This is a genomic window from Gemmatimonas groenlandica (genome assembly GCF_013004105.1).
Lineage (GTDB): Bacteria > Gemmatimonadota > Gemmatimonadetes > Gemmatimonadales > Gemmatimonadaceae > Gemmatimonas > Gemmatimonas groenlandica.
The window spans coordinates 3,141,496-3,160,869 of the sequence record NZ_CP053085.1 but is presented as its reverse complement, the minus strand read 5'-3'; the positions used below and the strand labels follow the sequence as shown (position 1 = coordinate 3,160,869).

The 19,374-nt window shown below is 65.0% G+C and carries 19 protein-coding genes and 1 pseudogene; 12 read left to right on the top strand and 8 right to left on the bottom strand.

Translation table 11 applies throughout. The features are described from left to right. Positions 1-3: 3 nt before the first annotated feature. Positions 4-504 carry a hypothetical protein gene (locus HKW67_RS13345; protein WP_171225847.1) on the top strand — a complete coding sequence of 167 codons (501 nt, stop codon included), beginning with the start codon at positions 4-6 and terminating at the stop codon, positions 502-504. Positions 505-646: 142 nt separating this feature from the next. Here the strand turns inward: HKW67_RS13345 and HKW67_RS13340 are convergent, their stop codons facing one another. The 4 genes from HKW67_RS13340 to HKW67_RS13325 all read right to left on the bottom strand — a co-directional run bounded on the left by HKW67_RS13340 (position 647) and on the right by HKW67_RS13325 (position 4,196). Then, on the bottom strand, positions 647-1,741 hold the full coding sequence (locus tag HKW67_RS13340; protein ID WP_171225846.1) for a dihydrodipicolinate synthase family protein: 1,095 nt from the start codon (positions 1,739-1,741) through the stop codon (positions 647-649). Further along, positions 1,728-2,762, bottom strand: a complete 1,035-nt coding sequence (locus tag HKW67_RS13335) for an NAD-dependent epimerase/dehydratase family protein (protein WP_171225845.1) — start codon at positions 2,760-2,762, stop codon at positions 1,728-1,730. The genes HKW67_RS13340 and HKW67_RS13335 overlap by 14 nt, the downstream gene beginning before the upstream one ends. Positions 2,763-2,769: 7 nt before the next feature. Continuing rightward, positions 2,770-3,552 (bottom strand): lysophospholipid acyltransferase family protein, encoded by a 783-nt coding sequence (locus tag HKW67_RS13330; protein WP_230981024.1) that lies wholly within the window; start codon positions 3,550-3,552, stop codon positions 2,770-2,772. A 155-nt stretch (positions 3,553-3,707) separates the two neighbouring features. Next, entirely contained in the window at positions 3,708-4,196 is a 489-nt protein-coding gene (locus HKW67_RS13325; protein ID WP_269141193.1) for a SufE family protein, read from the bottom strand. A gap of 77 nt (positions 4,197-4,273) precedes the next feature. Here HKW67_RS13325 and HKW67_RS13320 point away from each other — a divergent pair, with 77 nt between their 5' ends. The 3 genes from HKW67_RS13320 to HKW67_RS13310 are packed head-to-tail and all read left to right on the top strand — an operon-like array spanning position 4,274 to position 7,157. Next, the gene (locus HKW67_RS13320; protein WP_171225843.1) at positions 4,274-5,242 is read left to right on the top strand and encodes an HlyD family secretion protein; all 969 of its coding nucleotides are present in this window, start codon (positions 4,274-4,276) and stop codon (positions 5,240-5,242) included. Beyond that, on the top strand, positions 5,239-6,027 hold the full coding sequence (locus tag HKW67_RS13315; protein ID WP_230981023.1) for an ABC transporter ATP-binding protein: 789 nt from the start codon (positions 5,239-5,241) through the stop codon (positions 6,025-6,027). Before HKW67_RS13320 ends, HKW67_RS13315 begins: the two co-directional genes overlap by 4 nt. After that, complete coding sequence (locus tag HKW67_RS13310; RefSeq protein WP_230981022.1) at positions 6,024-7,157, top strand: ABC transporter permease; 1,134 nt, start codon at positions 6,024-6,026, stop codon at positions 7,155-7,157. The genes HKW67_RS13315 and HKW67_RS13310 overlap by 4 nt, the downstream gene beginning before the upstream one ends. On the opposite strand, the gene HKW67_RS22820 is transcribed toward HKW67_RS13310, so the two are convergent. Both HKW67_RS22820 and HKW67_RS22815 read right to left on the bottom strand, forming a co-directional pair. Continuing rightward, the gene (locus HKW67_RS22820) at positions 7,154-7,408 is read right to left on the bottom strand and encodes a helix-turn-helix transcriptional regulator (RefSeq protein ID WP_425486259.1); all 255 of its coding nucleotides are present in this window, start codon (positions 7,406-7,408) and stop codon (positions 7,154-7,156) included. The genes HKW67_RS13310 and HKW67_RS22820 overlap by 4 nt on opposite strands. A 207-nt stretch (positions 7,409-7,615) precedes the next feature. Continuing rightward, positions 7,616-8,053, bottom strand: a pseudogene (locus HKW67_RS22815) (AraC family transcriptional regulator ligand-binding domain-containing protein); the annotation flags it as partial. Between the two features lie 264 nt (positions 8,054-8,317). Here HKW67_RS22815 and HKW67_RS13300 point away from each other — a divergent pair. The 4 genes from HKW67_RS13300 to HKW67_RS13285 all read left to right on the top strand — a co-directional run bounded on the left by HKW67_RS13300 (position 8,318) and on the right by HKW67_RS13285 (position 11,377). Further along, positions 8,318-8,953 (top strand): hypothetical protein, encoded by a 636-nt coding sequence (locus tag HKW67_RS13300; protein WP_171225841.1) that lies wholly within the window; start codon positions 8,318-8,320, stop codon positions 8,951-8,953. A 12-nt stretch (positions 8,954-8,965) separates the two neighbouring features. Further along, the gene (locus tag HKW67_RS13295) at positions 8,966-9,721 is read left to right on the top strand and encodes a hypothetical protein (protein WP_171225840.1); all 756 of its coding nucleotides are present in this window, start codon (positions 8,966-8,968) and stop codon (positions 9,719-9,721) included. Next, positions 9,718-10,695, top strand: coding sequence for an NAD-dependent epimerase/dehydratase family protein (locus tag HKW67_RS13290; protein ID WP_171225839.1), 978 nt, complete (start codon positions 9,718-9,720; stop codon positions 10,693-10,695). The genes HKW67_RS13295 and HKW67_RS13290 overlap by 4 nt, the downstream gene beginning before the upstream one ends. 61 nt (positions 10,696-10,756) lie before the next feature. After that, positions 10,757-11,377, top strand: coding sequence for a hypothetical protein (locus tag HKW67_RS13285; protein WP_171225838.1), 621 nt, complete (start codon positions 10,757-10,759; stop codon positions 11,375-11,377). A gap of 16 nt (positions 11,378-11,393) precedes the next feature. On the opposite strand, the gene HKW67_RS13280 is transcribed toward HKW67_RS13285, so the two are convergent. Further along, a complete protein-coding gene (locus HKW67_RS13280) occupies positions 11,394-12,377 on the bottom strand; it encodes an aldo/keto reductase (protein WP_171225837.1) in 984 nt (327 codons plus the stop codon). Positions 12,378-12,492: 115 nt separating this feature from the next. On the opposite strand from HKW67_RS13280, the gene msrP reads away from it, so the two are divergent. From msrP to HKW67_RS13260, 4 genes are all read left to right on the top strand, one after another. Continuing rightward, on the top strand, positions 12,493-13,434 hold the full coding sequence (msrP, locus tag HKW67_RS13275; RefSeq protein ID WP_171225836.1) for a protein-methionine-sulfoxide reductase catalytic subunit MsrP: 942 nt from the start codon (positions 12,493-12,495) through the stop codon (positions 13,432-13,434). A gap of 8 nt (positions 13,435-13,442) precedes the next feature. Then, positions 13,443-14,105: a protein-methionine-sulfoxide reductase heme-binding subunit MsrQ gene (locus HKW67_RS13270; protein ID WP_206044419.1), complete on the top strand. Its 663-nt coding sequence runs from the start codon at positions 13,443-13,445 to the stop codon at positions 14,103-14,105. 64 nt (positions 14,106-14,169) lie between these two features. Further along, entirely contained in the window at positions 14,170-17,019 is a 2,850-nt protein-coding gene (locus tag HKW67_RS13265) for a putative bifunctional diguanylate cyclase/phosphodiesterase (protein ID WP_171225835.1), read from the top strand. Then, entirely contained in the window at positions 17,003-18,244 is a 1,242-nt protein-coding gene (locus tag HKW67_RS13260) for a THUMP domain-containing class I SAM-dependent RNA methyltransferase (RefSeq protein ID WP_171225834.1), read from the top strand. The genes HKW67_RS13265 and HKW67_RS13260 overlap by 17 nt, the downstream gene beginning before the upstream one ends. 67 nt (positions 18,245-18,311) lie before the next feature. Here HKW67_RS13260 and rfbB read toward each other — a convergent pair whose 3' ends face one another. Further along, on the bottom strand, positions 18,312-19,370 hold the full coding sequence (rfbB, locus tag HKW67_RS13255) for a dTDP-glucose 4,6-dehydratase (RefSeq protein WP_171225833.1): 1,059 nt from the start codon (positions 19,368-19,370) through the stop codon (positions 18,312-18,314). Positions 19,371-19,374 lie beyond the last annotated feature (4 nt).

The window sequence follows — 19,374 nt, the reverse complement described above, 5'->3', positions numbered from 1 at the left end:
GCGATGCCCGTGGTGAATTTCGACGCGCTGCCCGACGACGCGCGGGCGTGGGTATTTGGCGCAGCGGCACCGGTGGTCGGTGCCGCTGCGCAGTCACTGCTTGGCACCGTAGATGCCCACCTCGCCAACTGGCGCGCGCATGGCGCACCGCTGGTGTGTGCGCGTGAGTGGCGTGACGATCGATTCCTCGTGATCGGCGTGAATGAAGCGGCCACCGGTGCGACGGGGTGTTCGATCGACGGGCTCTTTCACGTGCTCCGTGACATCGAATCGCTGGTCGGCACGACGCTCGTGGGCGGTGGCACGGTGTATTGGCGAGACGCGGCGGGCGCGGTAGTGTCCGCCGCGCGGCCAGCGTTTCGGGAAGCGGCGGCCGCTGGTGCGGTTGTGCCGGAGACTCTCGTGTTCGATACCACGATCACCACGGTCGGCGCGTATCGGAGCGGCTTCGAGAAGGCGGCGGCGGACAGCTGGCACGGGAAGCTGCTGCCGGTGGCGCGGTAAACCATAGCTCGCTGTACTGATCACGCAGAGGACTGCTGGAGAGCGCAGAGACCGCAGAGAAAAGCGTTGTTCTCTGCGGCCTCTGCGCTCTCTCGTTTCCTCTGCGTGATCAGTTCAACGATGCCCGTTCAACAATGCCGCGTCAACGCAGAAACTCGTCCAGCCGCTCCGCCACGAAATCGTCGTCGGCCAAATCGGGAAACTGCTCCGACAATCGTGCCAAGGCTTCACTCTGCCCCGGTGAAAGCTGCTCGTACGTGTCGAAGGTCCAGGTGCCGCGCACGAGGCCCTGTAGGCGCAGAATCTCGAGAATGCCCGGCAGGCAACCCTGGTAGTCGTGCGCCGCGTCGAAGATCACTGCGTTGGCCATCGTGAGCGCGGCACCGCGGCTGAGCCACTCACGCGGCATCGTCTCGACACCCGAAGCACGCCATGCCTGAATTTCGCGCAGCATCTCGACCGCGCGTGACGTCCATACCGCCCACTGCCCGAGCAATCCGCCCACGAAGTGGCGCGTGTACGCGCGGCCGCCGCTCGTGACCGGCACGTCGGTCACGAGGTCGGGGATGATTGCATCATCGTTGCCGGTATACAGCGCGATATCATCACGACCCGCATCGGCAAGCGCGCGCACCACGTCCATCGTGGCATACCGGTCGAAGGGCGCGACCTTGATTGCCACCACGTTCTGGATCTCCGCGAACTCACGCCAGAACGCGTACGACAATCGCCGTCCGCCCACTGCCGGTTGGAGGTAGAAGCCGAACAACGGCATCACCTCGGCTACCCGCTTGCAATGCGCGATGATCGCCACATCGGTGGCGTTGCGCCATGCGCCCAAGGACAGCAGGCCGCAGTGATAGCCGAGCGCTTGCGCGATCTGCGCTTCGCGCACGGCCTGCGCCGTGTCACCGATGAGTCCCGCCACGCGCACGAACGGACGTGGGTCGCGCGCCAGTGCCTCATTGGCCGTTTCGACGGCGAGCTCCAGCGCCGGTCGGTACAGGCCGATCTTGGCGTCGTGAATGGCGAATCCCGTGGTGTGCACACCGACCGCCATCCCGCCCGCTCCCGCCGCCACGTAGTAGCGCGTGAGTGCACGTTGGTGCCGTTCGTCCATGGCGCGTGTGGGCAGCAACGCCAGAGGGTGCGCGGGAATCACCTGGCCAGTGTTCAAATGGCGGCGGATGTCGAAGACGTCGACCGTGTCGACTGCGCCGCGCTCAGTATCGACCATCGCGCACCTCGAACTTCGTCGGCTTGTTCAGTAAACGACCACCGGCGCGGATCCACCGCACGGCCCAGTCGCACAGCGTGTCGAGCGGCAGCGCCGTGTACGGTAGGCGCGAATTCAGCTGCTCGATGTTGGCGATCAATGCGTCTTCACTCGGCGTGCCGGCGAATACCGGCGCCACCCCGGCGATCGTCCCCACGCGTTCAGCGATGTCGCGCACGGCGATCACCGGACCGGTCACGTTCAACGCGACCGATGCACCATCGGCTGGCGCCGCGGCCTGCGTGAGAGCACGCAAGGCGAGCCGATTCGCATCGCCCTGCCAGATCACGTTCACGAATGCGGTGTCGAGCGACACCGGAGTGCCGTTCAGCACCTTGTGGGCGATGTCGGTGACCACGCCGTATCGCAAGTCGCAGGCGTAGAACAAGCGATAGAGCAGCAACGGCGAATGCGTGCGACGGGCGATCGATTCGAATACGCGCTCGCGGCCGATGCACGAGGCGGCATACTCGCCGTCGGGCAGCAGCGCATCTCCTTCGCGCGCGCCACCCGCTGCCACGGCCTGTCGTCCGTACACATTGCCCGTCGAAAAGCACACGATGCGTGAGCCGGCATAGCGCTGCGCGGCGATCGTCGAGGCCACGACATTCTGCGTCCACGTGCCGACCGGATCTCCGGTGGAGCCGAACTTCTGTCCGGCCATCCACAACACATTGGGTGCATCGGGAAGCGCGGCCACGGCGGCCGGATCGGCGAGGTCGGCCCGGATCGTCTCCACGTGCTGCGCTTGCAGTGCGGTGCCGGTCGACGCGTCGGTGAATCGCGACACGGCGATCACGCGACGCGACTGGTCGGCGATCGCGCGACGGGCCATGCGGGCCACGGTGGGGCCCATCTTGCCGCCGGCGCCCAGAATGAGGACATCACCCGAGAGCGACGACAGCGCCGCGACGGTGTGGTCGTCGGGCGCCGACAAGAGGGCGTCGAGCTCGAGCTCGGTGGTCGGCGCCCCGTTCGTCATGGTGAGATCAGGCCGTGGTCGAGGCGGTGCTGTCGTCGCCCACCCGCACGCCCAACTCGGCGGCGAGCACGCGGCGCCCGGCTTCGATGCGATCGCGAGTGAGCTGCTTGAGCGTGCCGATGTCGGCGAGCGTCATGCCCGTGGTGGAAATCGGATCGAGCAGTTGGGCGATCGCGCGCGCCGGCAAAAACCGAAACGTGCCCTTCGCCATGGCATGGCGCGTGCCGGAAACGGCTATCGGGAGAATCGGCGCGCCGGATTCGATTGCCAGGCGGAAGGCTCCGTCCTTGAATGGCAACATCTCCCACGTACGCGAGCGCGTGCCTTCAGGGAAGATCATGACCGAGACCTTCTTGGCGAGGCGATCGCGACACTGCAGGATGGCGTCGGCGGCGGAATCACGATTGCCGCGCACCAACTTGATGTCGCCGGCCATCTGCATCATCCATCCCATGCACGGAATCTTGAACATCGTGTCCTTGCTCAGCCACTTCATCTCCCACGGGAAGCAGCTGATCAGGAACACGTCGGCATACGACTCGTGGTTGGCGACGACCACGTACGGTCGACGGGCATCGGCGAGCGACCCTCGCGTGCGAAAGCGCCAAAGGCTGTTGAGGCGCAGCGCCGCGACGCCCACCAGGCGAAAGGCGCGACCGGCGGCATAGCGACCGGGATCGAAAGGCGCCGTGAATGCAAAGATCAGGGCAACGATGGGCGTCCCGAGAATCACGACGAGCACGGTTTCCGTCCAGGCCCACCAGTTCTGCAGCGTTCGCACCAACCGCATAGCCGCGCTCAGTTGGCGGGAGTGGCGACCGCCGCGCGCATCGGCGCGGCGTCTTCGGCGGGAACTCCGAGTGGACCGTTCATGCGGACGGTGACGGGGATGGGCATAACACAGTACGGGGTAAGGAGTACGGAGTATGGAGTCGGCGACACGCGCTATGCCGACGCCGTCGTCTCGCTCTGTGCCGCGAAGCGCTTGAGACGGGCAATCATGGCGGACAGGCCGGATTCGCGCGCGCCAAGCCCGATGTCCTGCATCAGGAGCCGCACGAAATCGGCCGGAAGTGCGAGCGTGACCGCCGGCGGCTGATCGTTGACGGCCGCGAACGTAATCGCGAGGACCGCGGCCACCGTTGGAGACTGCCGGGCGTTGACGTCGGCGAAGAAGTGGATCGTGCCGTCGTCCTGCCGTTCCGGAAAGATATCCACCCGGGTCTGGCATTCTGGCACGGTGAACGCGGTTCGGTCGAGACTCGCGAACCGTTCCGGCAGTGCCTCGAGCTTTTTCGACCATCCGAGCAGCGCCTGCATCTTGTCTTCCCGCTCCAGGACACGGAACTGTCGGAGGGTGCGGGCCAGGGACGGCGGTAGCGCTTCTTCTCGCGAAGACGGATCTGTCGGGGTTGGCGGGGTGGCGTGGGACATGCTGGAATGCAATGTTGCCGAGGTCGGCCGGTCAAGCGTGTCCGGTGCGGTGCGTGTCTCTCTTCGTGAGTGATTTCGTGATCGTGCGTACTTTCCCGCTCGTCGCACTCGGTCCGCTACTGATTCTTGGCGGGTGCTCGCGGTCGTCAGCCCCCGAAACGGCTGTCGGGACGCTGGAAATGGTCGAAGTCGACGTCGGCCCGCTGCAGCCGGCCCGTGCGCTCCGGGTGCTGGTGCAGGAAGGCGACGTGGTCAAGGCCGGCGATACGCTGGTGCTCTTCACGACGCCGACGCTGGCCAGCTCGACCGCGCAGGCCGAGGCCCGCGCCGTTGCCGCGCAGGAGGCGTCGCGCGAACTCGCGAGCGGGGCGCGCCCGGCGGAGATCAGCCGTGCACAGGCCGAACTGCGGGCCGCCGAGGCGGATGCCGATCGCGCAGCGGCCGATCTGGCGCGACTGGAGCCGCTCGCCGCAAAGGGCGATGTGAGTCGTGCCTCACTCGATGGCGTACGGGCCGCGTCGCGGGTGGCGGCCGGTCGCCGTGATGCCGCACGCGAGGCGCTCCGCCTGATTCAGGACGGCGCGCGCACTGAGCGGCGCAAAGCCGCGGCCGCCGAAGCGCGCGGGGCGCAGGCCGCGGCCGACGGATGGCGCGCCACCGCGAACGACCTGGTACTGATCGCGCCGGTGGCGGGGGTGGTGTCGAGCCGCAATGTCGAGCCGGGCGAGGTGCTGGCCGCTGGTCAGAGCGCGATCACGGTGGCCCAGCCGTCGCGCCCATGGGCACGCATCTACGTTTCGCAGTTCGTGCTGCCGACCCTGCATCCGGGCGATTCGCTATCGGCGCGCCTCGACGGTGACACCACGCTGTTCCGGGGACGTATTTCCGCGATCGCGACGCGGGCCGAGTTCACGCCGCGCGTGGCACTCACCGACCAGGAACGCGCTGATCTGCTGTTCGGTGTGAAGGTGGAGTTCGCCGACAGCACGCAGCGACTGCGTGCGGGCATGCCGATCTCGGTGCTGCTACCACGCACCAGCAAGTGAGCGAGCCGGTGAATGCCGTCAGCTCCGCGGTCGTGCGCACGAGGGCACTGCGCAAAGCCTACGGCGATCTGGTGGCGGTCGCCGGGCTCGATCTCGAGATCGCACGCGGCGAAGTATTCGGCCTGCTGGGTCCCAATGGCTCGGGCAAGACGACCACCATCCGCATGCTCTGCGGGCTCGTGGTGCCCACGAGTGGCACGGCAGAGGTGGCGGGGCTCGACGTGGAAACGAACACGGAAGGGGTGCGTCGCCGCATCGGCTACATGTCGCAGCGGTATGGGCTGTACGACGAGCTCACGGTGGCGGAGAATCTCCGTTTCTACTCGTCGGTGTACGGACTGGTGGGGCACGATCGCGAGCAACGACTGGCCGACCACGTGGAGTCGTTGGGGCTTGGCTCCCGACTACAGCAACGCGCCGGCACGCTCAGCGGCGGATGGAAGCAGCGGCTCGCGCTCGCCTGCGCCACGGCGCATCACCCCGATCTGGTGTTCCTCGACGAGCCCACGGCAGGGGTCGATCCCGCCGCCCGCCGCACCTTCTGGGAAACGATCTATCAACTGGCGCGCGAAGGCACGACGATCCTGGTGACCACGCACTACATGGACGAGGCCGAGCGCTGTCAGCGGCTCGCGTTTCTGTCACGAGGGCATCTGATCGGGCTCGGGACACCAGCTGAAGTGGTGAAGCAGTTCAATGCCGAGACGATCGAAGATGTGTTCGTGATGCTGCAGCAGCGCGATGAGGCCGATGCAGCGATGGCCGCGACGGGCACGAAGTCATGAATGCGCTGTATGAGCGGGTGCGACGGTGGACGGTGTGGCCGATGCTGTGGAAGGAGTTCCTGCAGCTGCGTCGCGATCGACTCACCTTCGCCATGATGACAGCTCTGCCGGCCATTCAGCTGCTGCTGTTTGGCTACGCGATTCAGACGGACGTCCGACGGTTGCCTACGGTCGTGCTCGACGAATCGCGCACGAGTGAAAGTCGCGCGCTCATTCAGGTGCTGGCCAACACCGACAACTTCACGTTCGTGGCGTCGGTGCCCGATCGTGCCTCGGCCAAGCGATGGATCGAGCGCGGTGCGGCGCGTGTCGCCCTGGTGATTCCACCGGAGTATCAGCGCAACATCCGCAGTGGCCACACGGGCGTGGCGCAAATGCTGATCGATGCGGCCGATCCGCAGAGTTCAGGCGCCGCGATCTCCGGCGCGCAGCTGGCCGCGCAGGCGCGCGGCGCGTCGCTGCTGGCCGCGCAGTACAAGATCCGCCCGCCGGTGGAGATTCGTATGCGTCCGTGGTACAACCCGGCGCAGAAGAGCGCCACGTTCATCGTACCGGGTATCGTGGGCATTCTCCTCACGATCACGATGACGCTGATTACGAGTACGGCGATCGTGAAGGAACGGGAACGCGGGACGCTCGAGCAGCTCATCGTCACGCCGATCAGTCGCACCAGCCTCATGCTCGGCAAGCTCGTGCCCTTCGTGTTGGTGGGCTACGTGCAGATGTCGGTGATTCTCGCCCTTGGCGTGATCTTCTTCGACATTCCGATCATGGGCAGCCTCGTGTTGCTCTACTCACTGGCGCTGGTGTTCATCGTCGCCAGTCTCGGGGTGGGACTGCTCATCTCCACCGTCGCCCGCAGTCAGGTGCAGGCGATGCAGCTGAGCTTCTTCTTCATGCTGCCCAACATCCTGCTCTCGGGCTACATCTTTCCCCGCGCCGCCATGCCGGAGCCCGCGCAGTGGGTCGGTGCGGCGCTACCGCTCACGTGGTTCCTCGACATCCTGCGCGGCGTGCTGTTGAAAGGCGTGGGCATGCGCGACCTGTGGACACAACTTGGCGTGTTGTCGGCGTCGGCGCTGGTGCTGCTGGTGGTGTCGGTGCGGCGGTTTTCCAAGACGTTGGATTAGGCGCCGTCCCGTTCCGCGCGAATCTGACCGGGAGTGCGACCAGTCCATCGGCGCACGGCACGGTGGAATGCGCTACCGTCGCGAAAGCCGGTCAGAAACGCGACTTCACCAATTGGCAGCGACGGGTCCTCGAGATACTGCAGCGTCAGCGCCTGTCTCGTGTCGTCGAGCACACGCTGAAATGAAGTCTGCTCATCCGCAAGCCGTCGCTGCAGCGATCGCTCGCTCATGACCAGCGTGGACGCGATCATTGCCAGGGTTGGCTCGGCGTGATGTACCGCTGTCGCGACGGCACGACGCACGGCATCCGTGACTGGCGCGTCACCAAGGACGTCGGCATGCAGCTTTTCGACGATTGGGGCAATCGAACGGAGGACATCCGGGCTCGCGCCGCGCACCGGAAATGCCAATGCGGACGCTGGAAGGATCAAGGCATTCTTCTCCGCGCCGAAGGTTGGCCGCACACCGAACACCCGTTCGTATTCCGCCGTATCACCATGCGCGCGATGACGAAGCAGCACCGCGCGCGCGCGGACGGGCCGTTCAGAGGTCCGACGGCATACGGTCAGAATCGTCGCGAGCGCAAACTCGATGGGATGGCGTTCCACGGGAATATCCTCCGTGACCGCAGCGTGCCCGATGATGACGTTCTCAGCCTGTTGCTCCAGCGTGGTGCGAAACCCTGTGTACATGACGCGCTCGTAGCGAATGGCGGCGTCCAGCGCCTCCCTGACCGTGCCGCTGCTCATGATGACATACCCAAGTGCGCCAAAACGAAGCGGATCGGCCAGCTCCCCCGCGTGCAGCCCGAACCAAGGATCGCCACTGCGCCGTGCCGCCTCGTCCCACAATCGGAGTGCTGATTCGAGTGCAACGGGTGCCTCCGGGGACAACATCTGCTCGGGGGTGATTCCACTGGCCTCGAGCAGCGCGGACTGCTCCACACCAGCCCGCGCCGCGCTGGCGAAGGCTGCCCGGAGATGCATCGCCGCGATCGTCGCTGACGAGCGTCGAACTCCCGCAGCCGAAAGGGATCGTTTTGGCAGCATAGGCAACAAGTTTGGCGTCCTGAGACAGTTCGCGCCACGGGCGGCGCTGGCACCCTTGTGATGAGCGGATCGCACAACGCGAAACCGATCACCATTCACAAGGAGACCGCCATGATCGCACGAAATGACCGTCCTCGACGTCTCACGCCGCTCGGCATGGCCGTGGCCATCACCTGCACCAGCAGTCTCGCACTCGCGCAGTCATCCGTGCCCAAGGCCCAGAGTCGAACCAACGTCAATACGTGGGCCGTCATGGCAGGCCTCAGCCAGCCCATCCTGTTCGGCGGCGGCAACGTCGAAGTGGAATATCTGACGCGCAACTTCGTCGTCGGGTGGTCGCACGGTGCGGCCCTACAGATCGACCGCTTCGAGTCGGGAGTGAGCGATGCGGACAAGGCTGAGCAGGCGACGCTCCGCATGCCGTGGACCACGGGACCCAGCCTCGGCTACCGGATTACGAATCGACTCAATGTGACACTCGACCTGAAGGCCCATCGCGTGAAGGCAAGCCTCCCTGGTGGCAGCGCCACATCATACAGCGTGTACACCGTCGGTCCCGCCGTCGGGTACAATCAGCCAATCGGGCAGCGATGGTTCATCCAGCCGCTGCTTCGCTGGTGGCCCACCGTCGGTACATCACTGACCGACGATACTGCTCCACTTCGCCGGGCAGACGGATCTTTGTATCAGCATAAGGCGCTGGATCTGGGATTCGTGCCCAATGTCAAGATCGGCTTCCGGTTCTAAGGGGCGACGCATATGACTACCCCCTTGCGGTCACTCGCCGGAAAGAGCGCGTCCATGGACCGCACCGCCACGGCCGCTGCGCTCGGTGCCGTGGTCACGTCGATTGGCTTGAATCTCCCCGCCGCCATCCTGATGCAGCAGTTTGCGTTCCCGGCGATTTTGCGGCGACCCCCCGTCGAGGCGCTGACCCTGTTTGCACGAAACGCATCGACGGTCATTCCCGCGTACTACGTCTTTGCACTCGCCTCGCTCTCCCTCATCCCGCTGGCGTTGCTCGCCCGTCGCCTGCAGACGACGGAGAGCACATCGATCCTGCCGGACCTAGCCGCCGTCCTCGGCATCCTGACCGGTCTCACGCAAGCGCTCGGCTTCCTGCGCTGGCCATTCATGGAACCCGCATTGGTGCAACTCTATTTCGCACCCGATGCAACCATGGCGACCCGAGACGCCGTGCTGGTGGTGCACGAAGCACTCAACCGCTATGCGGGTGTGGCCATAGGAGAGCATCTGGGATGGCTGCTGCATGGCACCTGGATGATCGCCCTCGGCGCGAGTGCCGTACGTCGCCCTACCGTTTGGGTACCGCGCGTTGTGGGCGGCGTCGCACTCTCCTGCGGACTCTTCACGCTCCTGAGCAGCGTTGAACAGTTCGGTCTCGACACGCCGCTAGTCAGTATCAGCTTTTATCTTGGATACGTTTCGTGGACCCTATTGCTGCTGCCATGGGCTGGCCTGCTGTGGATGCGTTCACGTCGGAGAGAATCATGACACACACGCCTTCGCTGGTATCCGGTAGCGCCGCGCATCTCGTCATCGGCGCCGGGCCACTCGGTCGGGCCACTGCTCGTGCGATTGTGGCTGCCGGCCAGGACGTGACCGTGATCAGTCGACGTGGTGCACCGGCCGACGAGGATGGCGTGCAGGTCGTCGCGTGCGATGTGCGCGATCCGGCGCAACTTTCGGCGGCAATGCGCAGCGCAGCGGTCGTGTATCAGTGTGCGCAACCGGCCTACACGCGGTGGCGAGAAGAATTCGTACCGCTCCAGCAGGCCATTCTGGCCGGCGCACGTCGTGTCGGTGCGCGGGTGATTCTGGCCGACAATCTCTACGCCTATGGCGATGTCGACGGCACCATCACGGAGACCACCAGGATCCAGCCCACGTCGACGAAAGGTGCTGTACGCGCGCGGATGGCTGACGAGGCGCTCGCGATGCACGCGAGTGGTGCGCTTCAGGTGGCGATTGCGCGAGGGTCAGACTTTTATGGTCCACACGTACGAGGGTCCGTCCTTGGTGATCGAGTATGGGGACCACTGGTCGCCGGTCGAGCCGCGAATGCCACCGGCGATCCTGATTTGGTACACACGTACACGTTTGTTGAGGACTTCGCCCGCACACTGCAGTTGCTCGGCGCCAGCACACGCGGCGATGGGGACGTTTGGCATGTCCCGAACGCACCGACACTGTCAACGCGGCAGCTACTGCAACTCGCCGAGCCCGTGCTGCAACGTCCGATCGCAGTCAAGGGAACGAGTCGGCGGATGATGTGGCTGGCAGGACTCTTCGTGCCTGAGGCGCGTGAGACCGTCGAGATGATGTATGAGTTCGAACGACCGTTCGTGGTCTCCAGCGACAAGTTCACGAGTACGTTCGGGTTGGTCGCCACGGCCACCGTTGACGCCGTGGCTGCGACCGTCCGCTGGTATCAGCGCCAACTCCCGGGCACGGCGCAGAAGCGCTAGCCGACGTCTGCTACGCGTGGCGCATCGCCGCGCGTGCTCAACACACATCCGGTGATTCATCATGCGATACATCTTCGCCATTTTCGTCGCGGCCACGATCGCGGCGCCGACCGCATACGCACAGCGTACTCCCGTATTCGGCGAACTCGGCATTGGATTCGGGCAGACGTTGTTCTCCGGCGACATCAGGACCCGCCTGAGGCAGTCCCTCGGGGGCAGCTTCTCGCCGGGCACCGGAGGCAACCTGTCGATGGCATTCCATTCAGCGCCGGAGCGTTGGCGCGGACTGGGAATCGGCGCCCGCATCAAGGGCACGTTTGGTTCGTCGACCAAGGGTGATTTCGGTGACGACTATATTTTCAACTACTACAATCTTGGTCTCAGCGCCAAGTACTTTCCGTTCTCACGGCGTTTCAATCGTGGACTGTACTCGCGCGGTGGAATTGGCTTTGGACAAATGACGACGAAGCGGATGAACGAGTCCACCCAATCCTACCTGCACCAATATGCGATCGGCAGCACGCTGAGTTTCAGTACAGGATATACGCTCCCCCTTCGAGGCAAGGCGATCAGCGTTGAAGTCGAGTACGAGCGGTCAAGCCGGAACGGAACCATCAATCAGGTGGGCAACGCGAGCTTTCGCAGCGGGCAGCTCGGTGCGAATCTGGTCGTCTCGTTCTGAGTCACGCGAGTTTGCGCTACTCGTGACCCTTCACCGAGTGGGGCCGATACGACGCTTCAAGCCGCGTGATCTCGTCGGCGGACAACACGATGTCGACGGCGCCGAGAGCTTCCTCGAGCTGGTACATCTTGGTGGCACCGATGATCGGGGCGGTCACGGCGGGTTTCGATAGCAGCCAGGCCAGGGCGATCTGCGCCATCGGCACGCCGCGTTCACTCGCAATCGCACGAGTGGCGTCCACGATCTCCCAGTCTTTCTCCCCTTCGTACAGCCCCACGGCGTACGCGTCGTTCGCGGCGCGCGTGGTGGAGGTGCGGTCGTCGAGCGCGTTACGGGTGCCGGCGAGCAGGCCGCGGGCCAGCGGAGACCACGGCAGCACGGCGATCTTTTCCGACTCGCACAGTGGAATCATCTCGCGCTCTTCTTCGCGGTAGAGAAGGTTGTAGTGATTCTGCATGCTGACGAAGCGCGACCAGCCTTTGAGGTCTGATGTGCCGAGAGCGCGCGCGAATTGCCATGCCCAGCCGGAGCTGGCACCGATGTAGCGCACCTTGCCCGACTGCACGAGGTGGTCGAGGGCGGCGAGCGTCTCCTCGATCGGCGTGTTCGCGTCGAAACGATGGATCTGATAGAGATCGATCGTGTCGACACCGAGTCGTGTGAGGCTCGCTTCGCAGGCCTGCACAATGTGCTTGCGCGAAAGGCCGCGCATGTTCGGTCCCGGTGCCATCGGCCAGTACACCTTGCTGGCCAGCACGATTTCCTCCATGCGGCCGTACTCGCGCAGGGCTCGGCCCGTGACTTCTTCGCTCATGCCGAGGGCGTACATGTCGGCGGTGTCGAAGAAGTTGATACCGGCCTCGATGGCCCGGCGAAAGAACGGGCGGGCGTCCTCCTCGCTGAGCACCCAGGGGCGCCAGCTGGGGGTGCCGTAGCTCATGCAGCCGAGGCAGAGGCGGGACACGGAGATCCCGGTGGAGCCGAGCGTCGTATATCGCATGGGGACGAATCGCAGGAAGTGACCGGACCAGAAGCTATCCGGGCGCAAAATTCGGGAACCGAACAGCGTGCTCGCCGCTAGAATGTATGCACCCTACACCCCGACACCGACGCCCATGCTGATTCGCCGCCCCGACGACATTTCGAGTTCCGACATCACGCCGGAAGCCGTGTACCAAAACCGTCGTGCCTTTATCGGCACCGCCGGCGCGTTGGCGCTGGGCGGACTGGTGGCGCCTTCGGCGCTGCAGGCGATGCGCTTCGATAGCGGTACGGCGGGCGCCTTTCCAGGCCTACAGGCGGACGACAAGCTGACGCCCGAGGAAGACGCCACGAGCTACAACAACTACTACGAGTTCGGGACCGGCAAGGACGAGCCCAAGGATCAGGCGAAGAACTTCAAGCCGATGCCGTGGACGGTAAACGTCGAGGGGCTGGTCAAGAAGGCCCGCCCGTACTCGTTCGACGAGCTCGTGGGGAAGCTGCCGGTGCAGGACCGGGTGTACCGCCATCGCTGCGTGGAAGCATGGTCGATGGTGATTCCGTGGCAGGGCGTGCAACTGAAGGACGTGGTGGCTCGGTGCGAGCCGCTGCCGGGTGCGAAGTTCGTGGAGTTCACCACGCTGTACGATCCGCGCCGGATGCCGGGTCAGGCCCGCGCCGTGCTGCCGTGGCCGTACAAGGAGGCCCTGCGTCTCGACGAGGCCAACAATCCGCTGGCCCTGCTGGCTACCGGCATGTACGGCAAGGCGCTGCCGAATCAGAACGGCGCGCCGCTCAAGCTCGTCGTTCCGTGGAAGTACGGGTTCAAGGGCATCAAGGCGATCGTGAAGATCAAGTTCACGGACAAGATGCCCAACACGACCTGGAATGACGCCAATCCCAGCGAGTACGGCTTCTACGCCAACGTGAATCCGATGGTGGATCATCCGCGCTGGAGTCAGGCCAAGGAGCGTCGGATCGGGCAGTTTCTGAAGATCCCCACGCTGCCGTTCAACGGCTATGCCAGCCAGGTCGCGTCGATGTACAGCGGCATGGATCTGCGGAAGTACTACTGAGCCCAGACATGCGGTCGATGCTCGCTCGCGCCGAATCCCCGATTCGGCGCCTGATCCGTCCTGCGCTGTGGCTGCTCGTGATCGTGCCCGCCATCGTGCTGGTGGCGCAGCTGTTCTTGGATCAATTGGGTGCCGAACCCATTGAAGCGCTCGAGCACGCGTCGGGGGAGTGGGCGTTGCGACTGCTCGCGGCCTCGTTGGCCGTGACCCCGCTCATGCGGCTCACGGGTTGGGGCTGGATGGTCGCCCAGCGTCGCTTTCTGGGGTTGGCCGCCTTCTTCTGGGCGATGGGGCACTTGAGCGTCTACATTGTGCTCGACCAGTTCTTCGACTGGCCGGAGATCGTCAAGGACATCCTCAAGCACCTGTACATCACGGTCGGGATGCTGGCGTTCGTGCTCATGATCCCGCTGGCGCTCACGTCGACCAAGTCGTCTATCCGGAAACTGGGCGGCAAGCGGTGGAATCAGCTGCACCGGCTGGTGTACGTGTCGGCGGTCGCCGGCTGTGTGCATTACCTGTGGGCAGTCAAGAAGGATCTCGCCGAGCCGATCCTCTATGCAGCGGTCTTCGTGGTCCTGTTCGCGTTGCGCTTCATTCTGCGCAAGCCGGGTCCGCGAGGGCCGCGGCCCTTGCCCCCTGACGCCTCGGTGACTTTACCGGCTGCGTGACGGCTCGGACCCGAGGGACGTCCCTGTTTTGGGAATCCCTCGACACACTCCGACCCTGCCTGCCATGCCCTCACCCGCCGACGCCGGCTCGCGTCGATCGGGCAGCTACCTGACCACCAATCTCCGGCGATCGCTCGACAGCATCCCGGTGATTGGAGGTCCGGTATTTGGGGCCTCCTGGGACCGCCTGCTCTTGGCGGCCCTGATCGGATACACCGCGCTGGTCACCACCTGGCTGGCGCTCGGCGCGCCGGGGGTCGCTCGCGGCAGTTGGGTGCGTAGCTTGGCACCGCAGGTCGTGGCCCTCGCGGCAATCGTCTGTGCCTGGCGTGCCGGCGGGGAGTTGTCGTTCGACCGAGGCACGCGGCGGTTCTGGAAGGTCATCGCGGCGGCCCTGTCGATTTTTCCGATCGCCCGCGTCGCGATCGACTTCGTGCTGCGTCCCATGTCGCCGGACGCCGCCGATCTCGCGGTGATGATCACACCGGTCGCGGCGGAAATCGTGCTGCTGTCGGCCTTCCTGTGTCTGCCCAGTGCGCCACGAAGCGCGGTGGATCGCGCGAAGCTGTTGCTCGATATCGGCACCGTTGGCGTGGCGGGGCTACTCGTGACGTGGTACGGCCTGTGGATGGTCGGTGGCAGTGGCATCGCCGTGCGCCCGTTCGCGATTCTGCATGTGCATGCCACGCTTGAACTCATCGTAATTCTCGTGGCCTCGGTGTTATGGCGCCGCACGGCGCTACAGCACCGCGCGAATGTGCTGGTGGTGATGGCGACCGCACTGCTGTTGCAATTCATCGTGCACGTGCTGGCGATCGTGCAGATGACGCAGGGGATCACCAACTTCGATGTCGTCCGTATTGCCACGCCGGTCAGCTTCGCGCTGATCGCGGCCGCGGCCTGGATCAGCATCGCGACGGTCATGCATCGACAAGTCCGTGCGCGAAGCGAGCGCGATCAACTCACGGCCAGTGTGATTCCGTTTGCCGCCGTGCTGCCCGGGTTCGCCCTGCTGCTCAAGCTCGCGTACTCGGGCACCCCGCACGACGGCGGGACGCAGCCGCTGCTTGGTCTCGCCATCGGCGTCGTCGTGCTCACCGCGCTCGCCTTTGCACGCCAATTCACGTCCACGAAGGACGCCGTGCGCCTCCTTGCCGAGTCGACGGCCCGCAACAACGAGGCGCGCTTTCAGGCACTCGTGCAGCACAGTAGTGACGTCATCATGATCCTCGATCCCGATGGCACCATCCGCTACGCGAGTCCGTCCATGGCGCTGGTGTTCGGTCACGATCCTGCCAAACTGGTCGCCTCGCGCATCGAATCGATCCTGCATCCCGAAGACCTGTCGTCGGCGCTGCAGTTTCTCGAGGAGCTGGCCCGTTCGAACCGCTCGCGTACCGGTGGTGCCACGCCCGGTGTGCTGAAGCGCGAATGGCGGATCCGGCACGCCAACGGCGCGTGGCTGACCGTCGACAATGTGGGCACCAACCTGCTCAGTGAGCCGGTGATTCGCGGCCTCGTGCTGAATACGCGCGATGTGACCGAGCAGAGCGTGATCAAGCAGCAGTACATGCATCAGGCGTTCCATGATCCGCTCACCGATCTCGCGAATCGCTCACTCTTCTTGTATCAGGTGGGACACGCGTTGGCGCGCGCACAGCGGCAGTCGAATGCCGTGACGGTGCTCTTTCTCGATCTCGATAATTTCAAGACCGTCAATGATTCGCTCGGTCATGCGGCCGGTGACCGTCTGCTGGTGGAAGCCGCGCGTCGATTGGCGACCTGCGTGCGCGATAGCGACTTGATTGCGCGTCTCGGTGGTGATGAATTCGCTGTGCTCGTGGAGGATACCGCCTCGGTGGACGAAGTGCTCGCCATAGCCGATCGCGTCGGCGTGGCGCTGAGCAAGCCGTTCGTTCTTGGCGGGAAGGAGGTGTTCGTGAACGCGAGCATCGGTATCGCGCGAAGTGCGCGTGGCGAAAGCACCGATGAGCTGGTGCGTAACGCCGACGTGGCGATGTACGTGGCCAAGACGCGCGGCAAGGGGCAGCACGTGCTGTTCGAGCCGGAGATGCACAAGGCCGCGCTTGACCGATTGGTTGTGGAAGCGGACCTGCGACGCGCCATCGAGCACGATGAGTTCATGCTGCAGTATCAGCCGATCGTCGCCCTCGAAACGGGGGACATCATCGGCGCCGAGGCGCTGGTGCGCTGGATGTGTCGCGATCGCGGCACCGTCCCGCCTGGCCTGTTCATCCCGATTGCCGAAGAGACGGGACTGATCGTACCGATCGGTCGCTGGGTGTTGCGCCGGGCGTGCCGTGAGGCGAAGCGCTGGACCGACGAGCGCGGCTTGCCGGTGCGGATCACGGTAAACCTCTCCGGGCGTCAGTTGCAGGAGCCCGGGATCGTCGAGGATGTCCGACAGGCACTGGCGGATTCCGGGCTAGCGGCCGCCCAGCTCGTGCTGGAGATCACCGAGAGCATGCTGATGCACAACACCGAGCTGTCGATGTCGCGTTTGAACGCGCTGAAGGCGCTCGGGATTTCGCTGGCCATCGACGACTTCGGGACAGGTTATTCTTCCCTCAGTTATCTGCAGCGCTATCCGATCGACATCCTGAAGATCGATAAGGCGTTCGTGGATGTCATCGATAAGGGAGGCGAAGGACCGGTCCTGGCCAGCGCGATCGTGGCACTTGGAGAGACGTTGCGGATGAATACCGTGGCTGAGGGTATCGAAACGGAGGCGCAACGCGGCCACCTGCTCACCCTCGGTTGCGAGCTCGGACAGGGCTACCTGTTCGCGCCGCCGCTGGATGCCGAAGACTTCTGGCATCTGCTGCTCGCCCGAGGTGCCCGGACGCCCTACCCCACACTCCGGCGTCGCGAAATGAGTGTCAAAGCCGCATAAGCCCGACAACTACATCCCCGCGCGACCGGCCCGACCGGCTCGCGCCACCCGTCCGAACACCACGCCGATCCCCACGGAGCTTCCGTCGGGCTTTGATGCGTTTGCGATTGCCGCCCCTGGGCTGGCCCCGCTGGTGGCGGCCGAATGCGTCGCGCTGGGGGTCACGCCCCGCGATGTCAGTCCGGCCGGCGTGTCCTTCAATGCCACCGCCGAGCAGCTGTTCACGGTGAACCTGTGGTCGCGATTGGCGAGCCGCGTGCTGGTGCGTCTGGCAGAGTTCGAGGCGCGCGACTTTGCGACGCTCGAGAAGATGGCGGCGCGCGTGCCTTGGCATCAGGTGTTGTCGCCCGGCGCGGCCGTGCGACTGCGCGTGACCTGTCGCAAGTCGCGGCTCTATCACTCGGATGCGGTGGCCGAACGCGTGGCGCGCGGCATCACCAACAGCATCAAGGGCGCGCAGGCGCTCGGTCGGGCCAGGGATGACGAGGAGGACGACGACGGCAACACGCAGCTGATCGTGGTGCGCTTCGACCACGATCGGTGCACGATCAGCGCCGACAGTTCAGGCGCGCTGCTGCATCGACGCGGCTGGCGTCAGGCCATCGCGAAGGCGCCGCTGCGCGAGACGCTGGCGGCGGCGATGCTGGCCGCCTGCGATTGGAACGGTCAGATGCCGCTGGTGGACCCCTTCTGCGGCTCGGGCACGATCGGCATCGAAGCGGCGCTGCGCATCCGTCGCATGGCCCCCGGGCTCGGTCGTGAGTTCGTGATGGAGCAGTGGCCCGGTGCCGATGCGCCCATGCACGCGCGCGTCCGTACAGCCGCGAAGGCCGAACAGCTGCCCTCGATGGGCGTACCGATCGTGATGCGCGACCGCGATGCCGGCGCGTGCAAGGCGGCCGTGGCCAACGCGGAGCGTGCCGGTGTGCTGCAGGATCTCGTGATCGAACAGGGCTCGCTGTCGGACACGTCGCTCGATGCGATCGGCACGGCCGGCTTGCTCCTGACCAATCCGCCGTACGGACTCCGCATCAGTGATGGCGCTGATCTGCGATCGCTGTACGCCCGACTGGGCGACGTCGTACGCGCCGGAGGCCGCGCGTGGCAGCTTGGGCTTCTGGTGCCCGATCGCGTGCTGGCCGCGCAGACACGCCTCACGTTCGATGCGGTGTTGCGCACGGCGAATGGTGGACTGCCGGTCGAGGTGTTGTTGTCGCGGGTGTAGGGCTTCAAGGGGTCAGAGTCGTTGAACGTCAAGTTTCAACGACTCTGACCCCTTGAAACTCGACCGCCTATCGTTGCCACCAGGCTTCGTTGGTCAGGAACCAATCAACCGTGCGCGCGAGGCCGGAGGCGAGTGTCTCGCGAGGCTCGAAGCCGAGGCGCGCTGCGATGCGCGACGGGTCGACGGCATAGCGGCGGTCGTGGCCGAGGCGATCGTCAACGAAGGTGATCAGTGACGCACAGTCGACGCCACGAGAGGCCGGGCAGTCCGGAAAGCTCGTGGCGAGTGACGCATCACGCGCGAACCGTTCGTCGAGCAGCGCGCAGAGTTGGCGCACGATACTGAGATTCCGGTGTTCGGCACGACCACCGACGTTATAGGTGACGCTCCCGTGGGGACTGTGCAGGATCAGGTCGATCGCAGCGCAATGGTCGTCCACGTACAGCCAGTCGCGGATCTGCTGTCCATCGCCGTACACGGGAATGCGTTCGCCGTGCAGCGCATTGACGATCGTGAGCGGAATCAGCTTTTCGGGAAAATGATACGGCCCGTAGTTGTTCGAGGCGTTGCTGATCGACGCGGTCATCCCATACGTGTGTGCGTATGCGCGCACGAAATGATCGGCGCTTGCCTTGCTCGCGGCGTACGGCGAATTCGGGGCAACGGGGGTCGTCTCGGAAAACGGCGGATCATCGGCGTCGAGTGACCCGTAGACCTCATCGGTCGAGACGTGATGGAAGCGTGCGCCGGCGCGCCAGGCACCATGCTCGCACCAGACGCGCCGGCAGGCTTCGAGCAGCACCTGTGTGCCGAGGACGTTGGTCCGCACAAAGGCCGACGGATCGGTGATCGACCGGTCAACGTGCGTTTCCGCGGCAAAGTGAACGACCGTGTCGACGTCGTGTTGGCGGAGCAGTGCGTCGACCAGCGTGATGTCGTTGATGTCACCATGTGCGAAGTGCACACGCCCGCGGTCGATCAGTGTTCGCAGCGTGGCGATATTTCCAGCGTAGGTGAGCGCGTCGAGCACAATCACCACGTCGGCGGGATACCGCGCGCTCCAATAGTGCACGAAGTTCCCGCCGATGAAGCCGGCGCCCCCAGTAATCAGCAGGCTGCGCGACACGCCG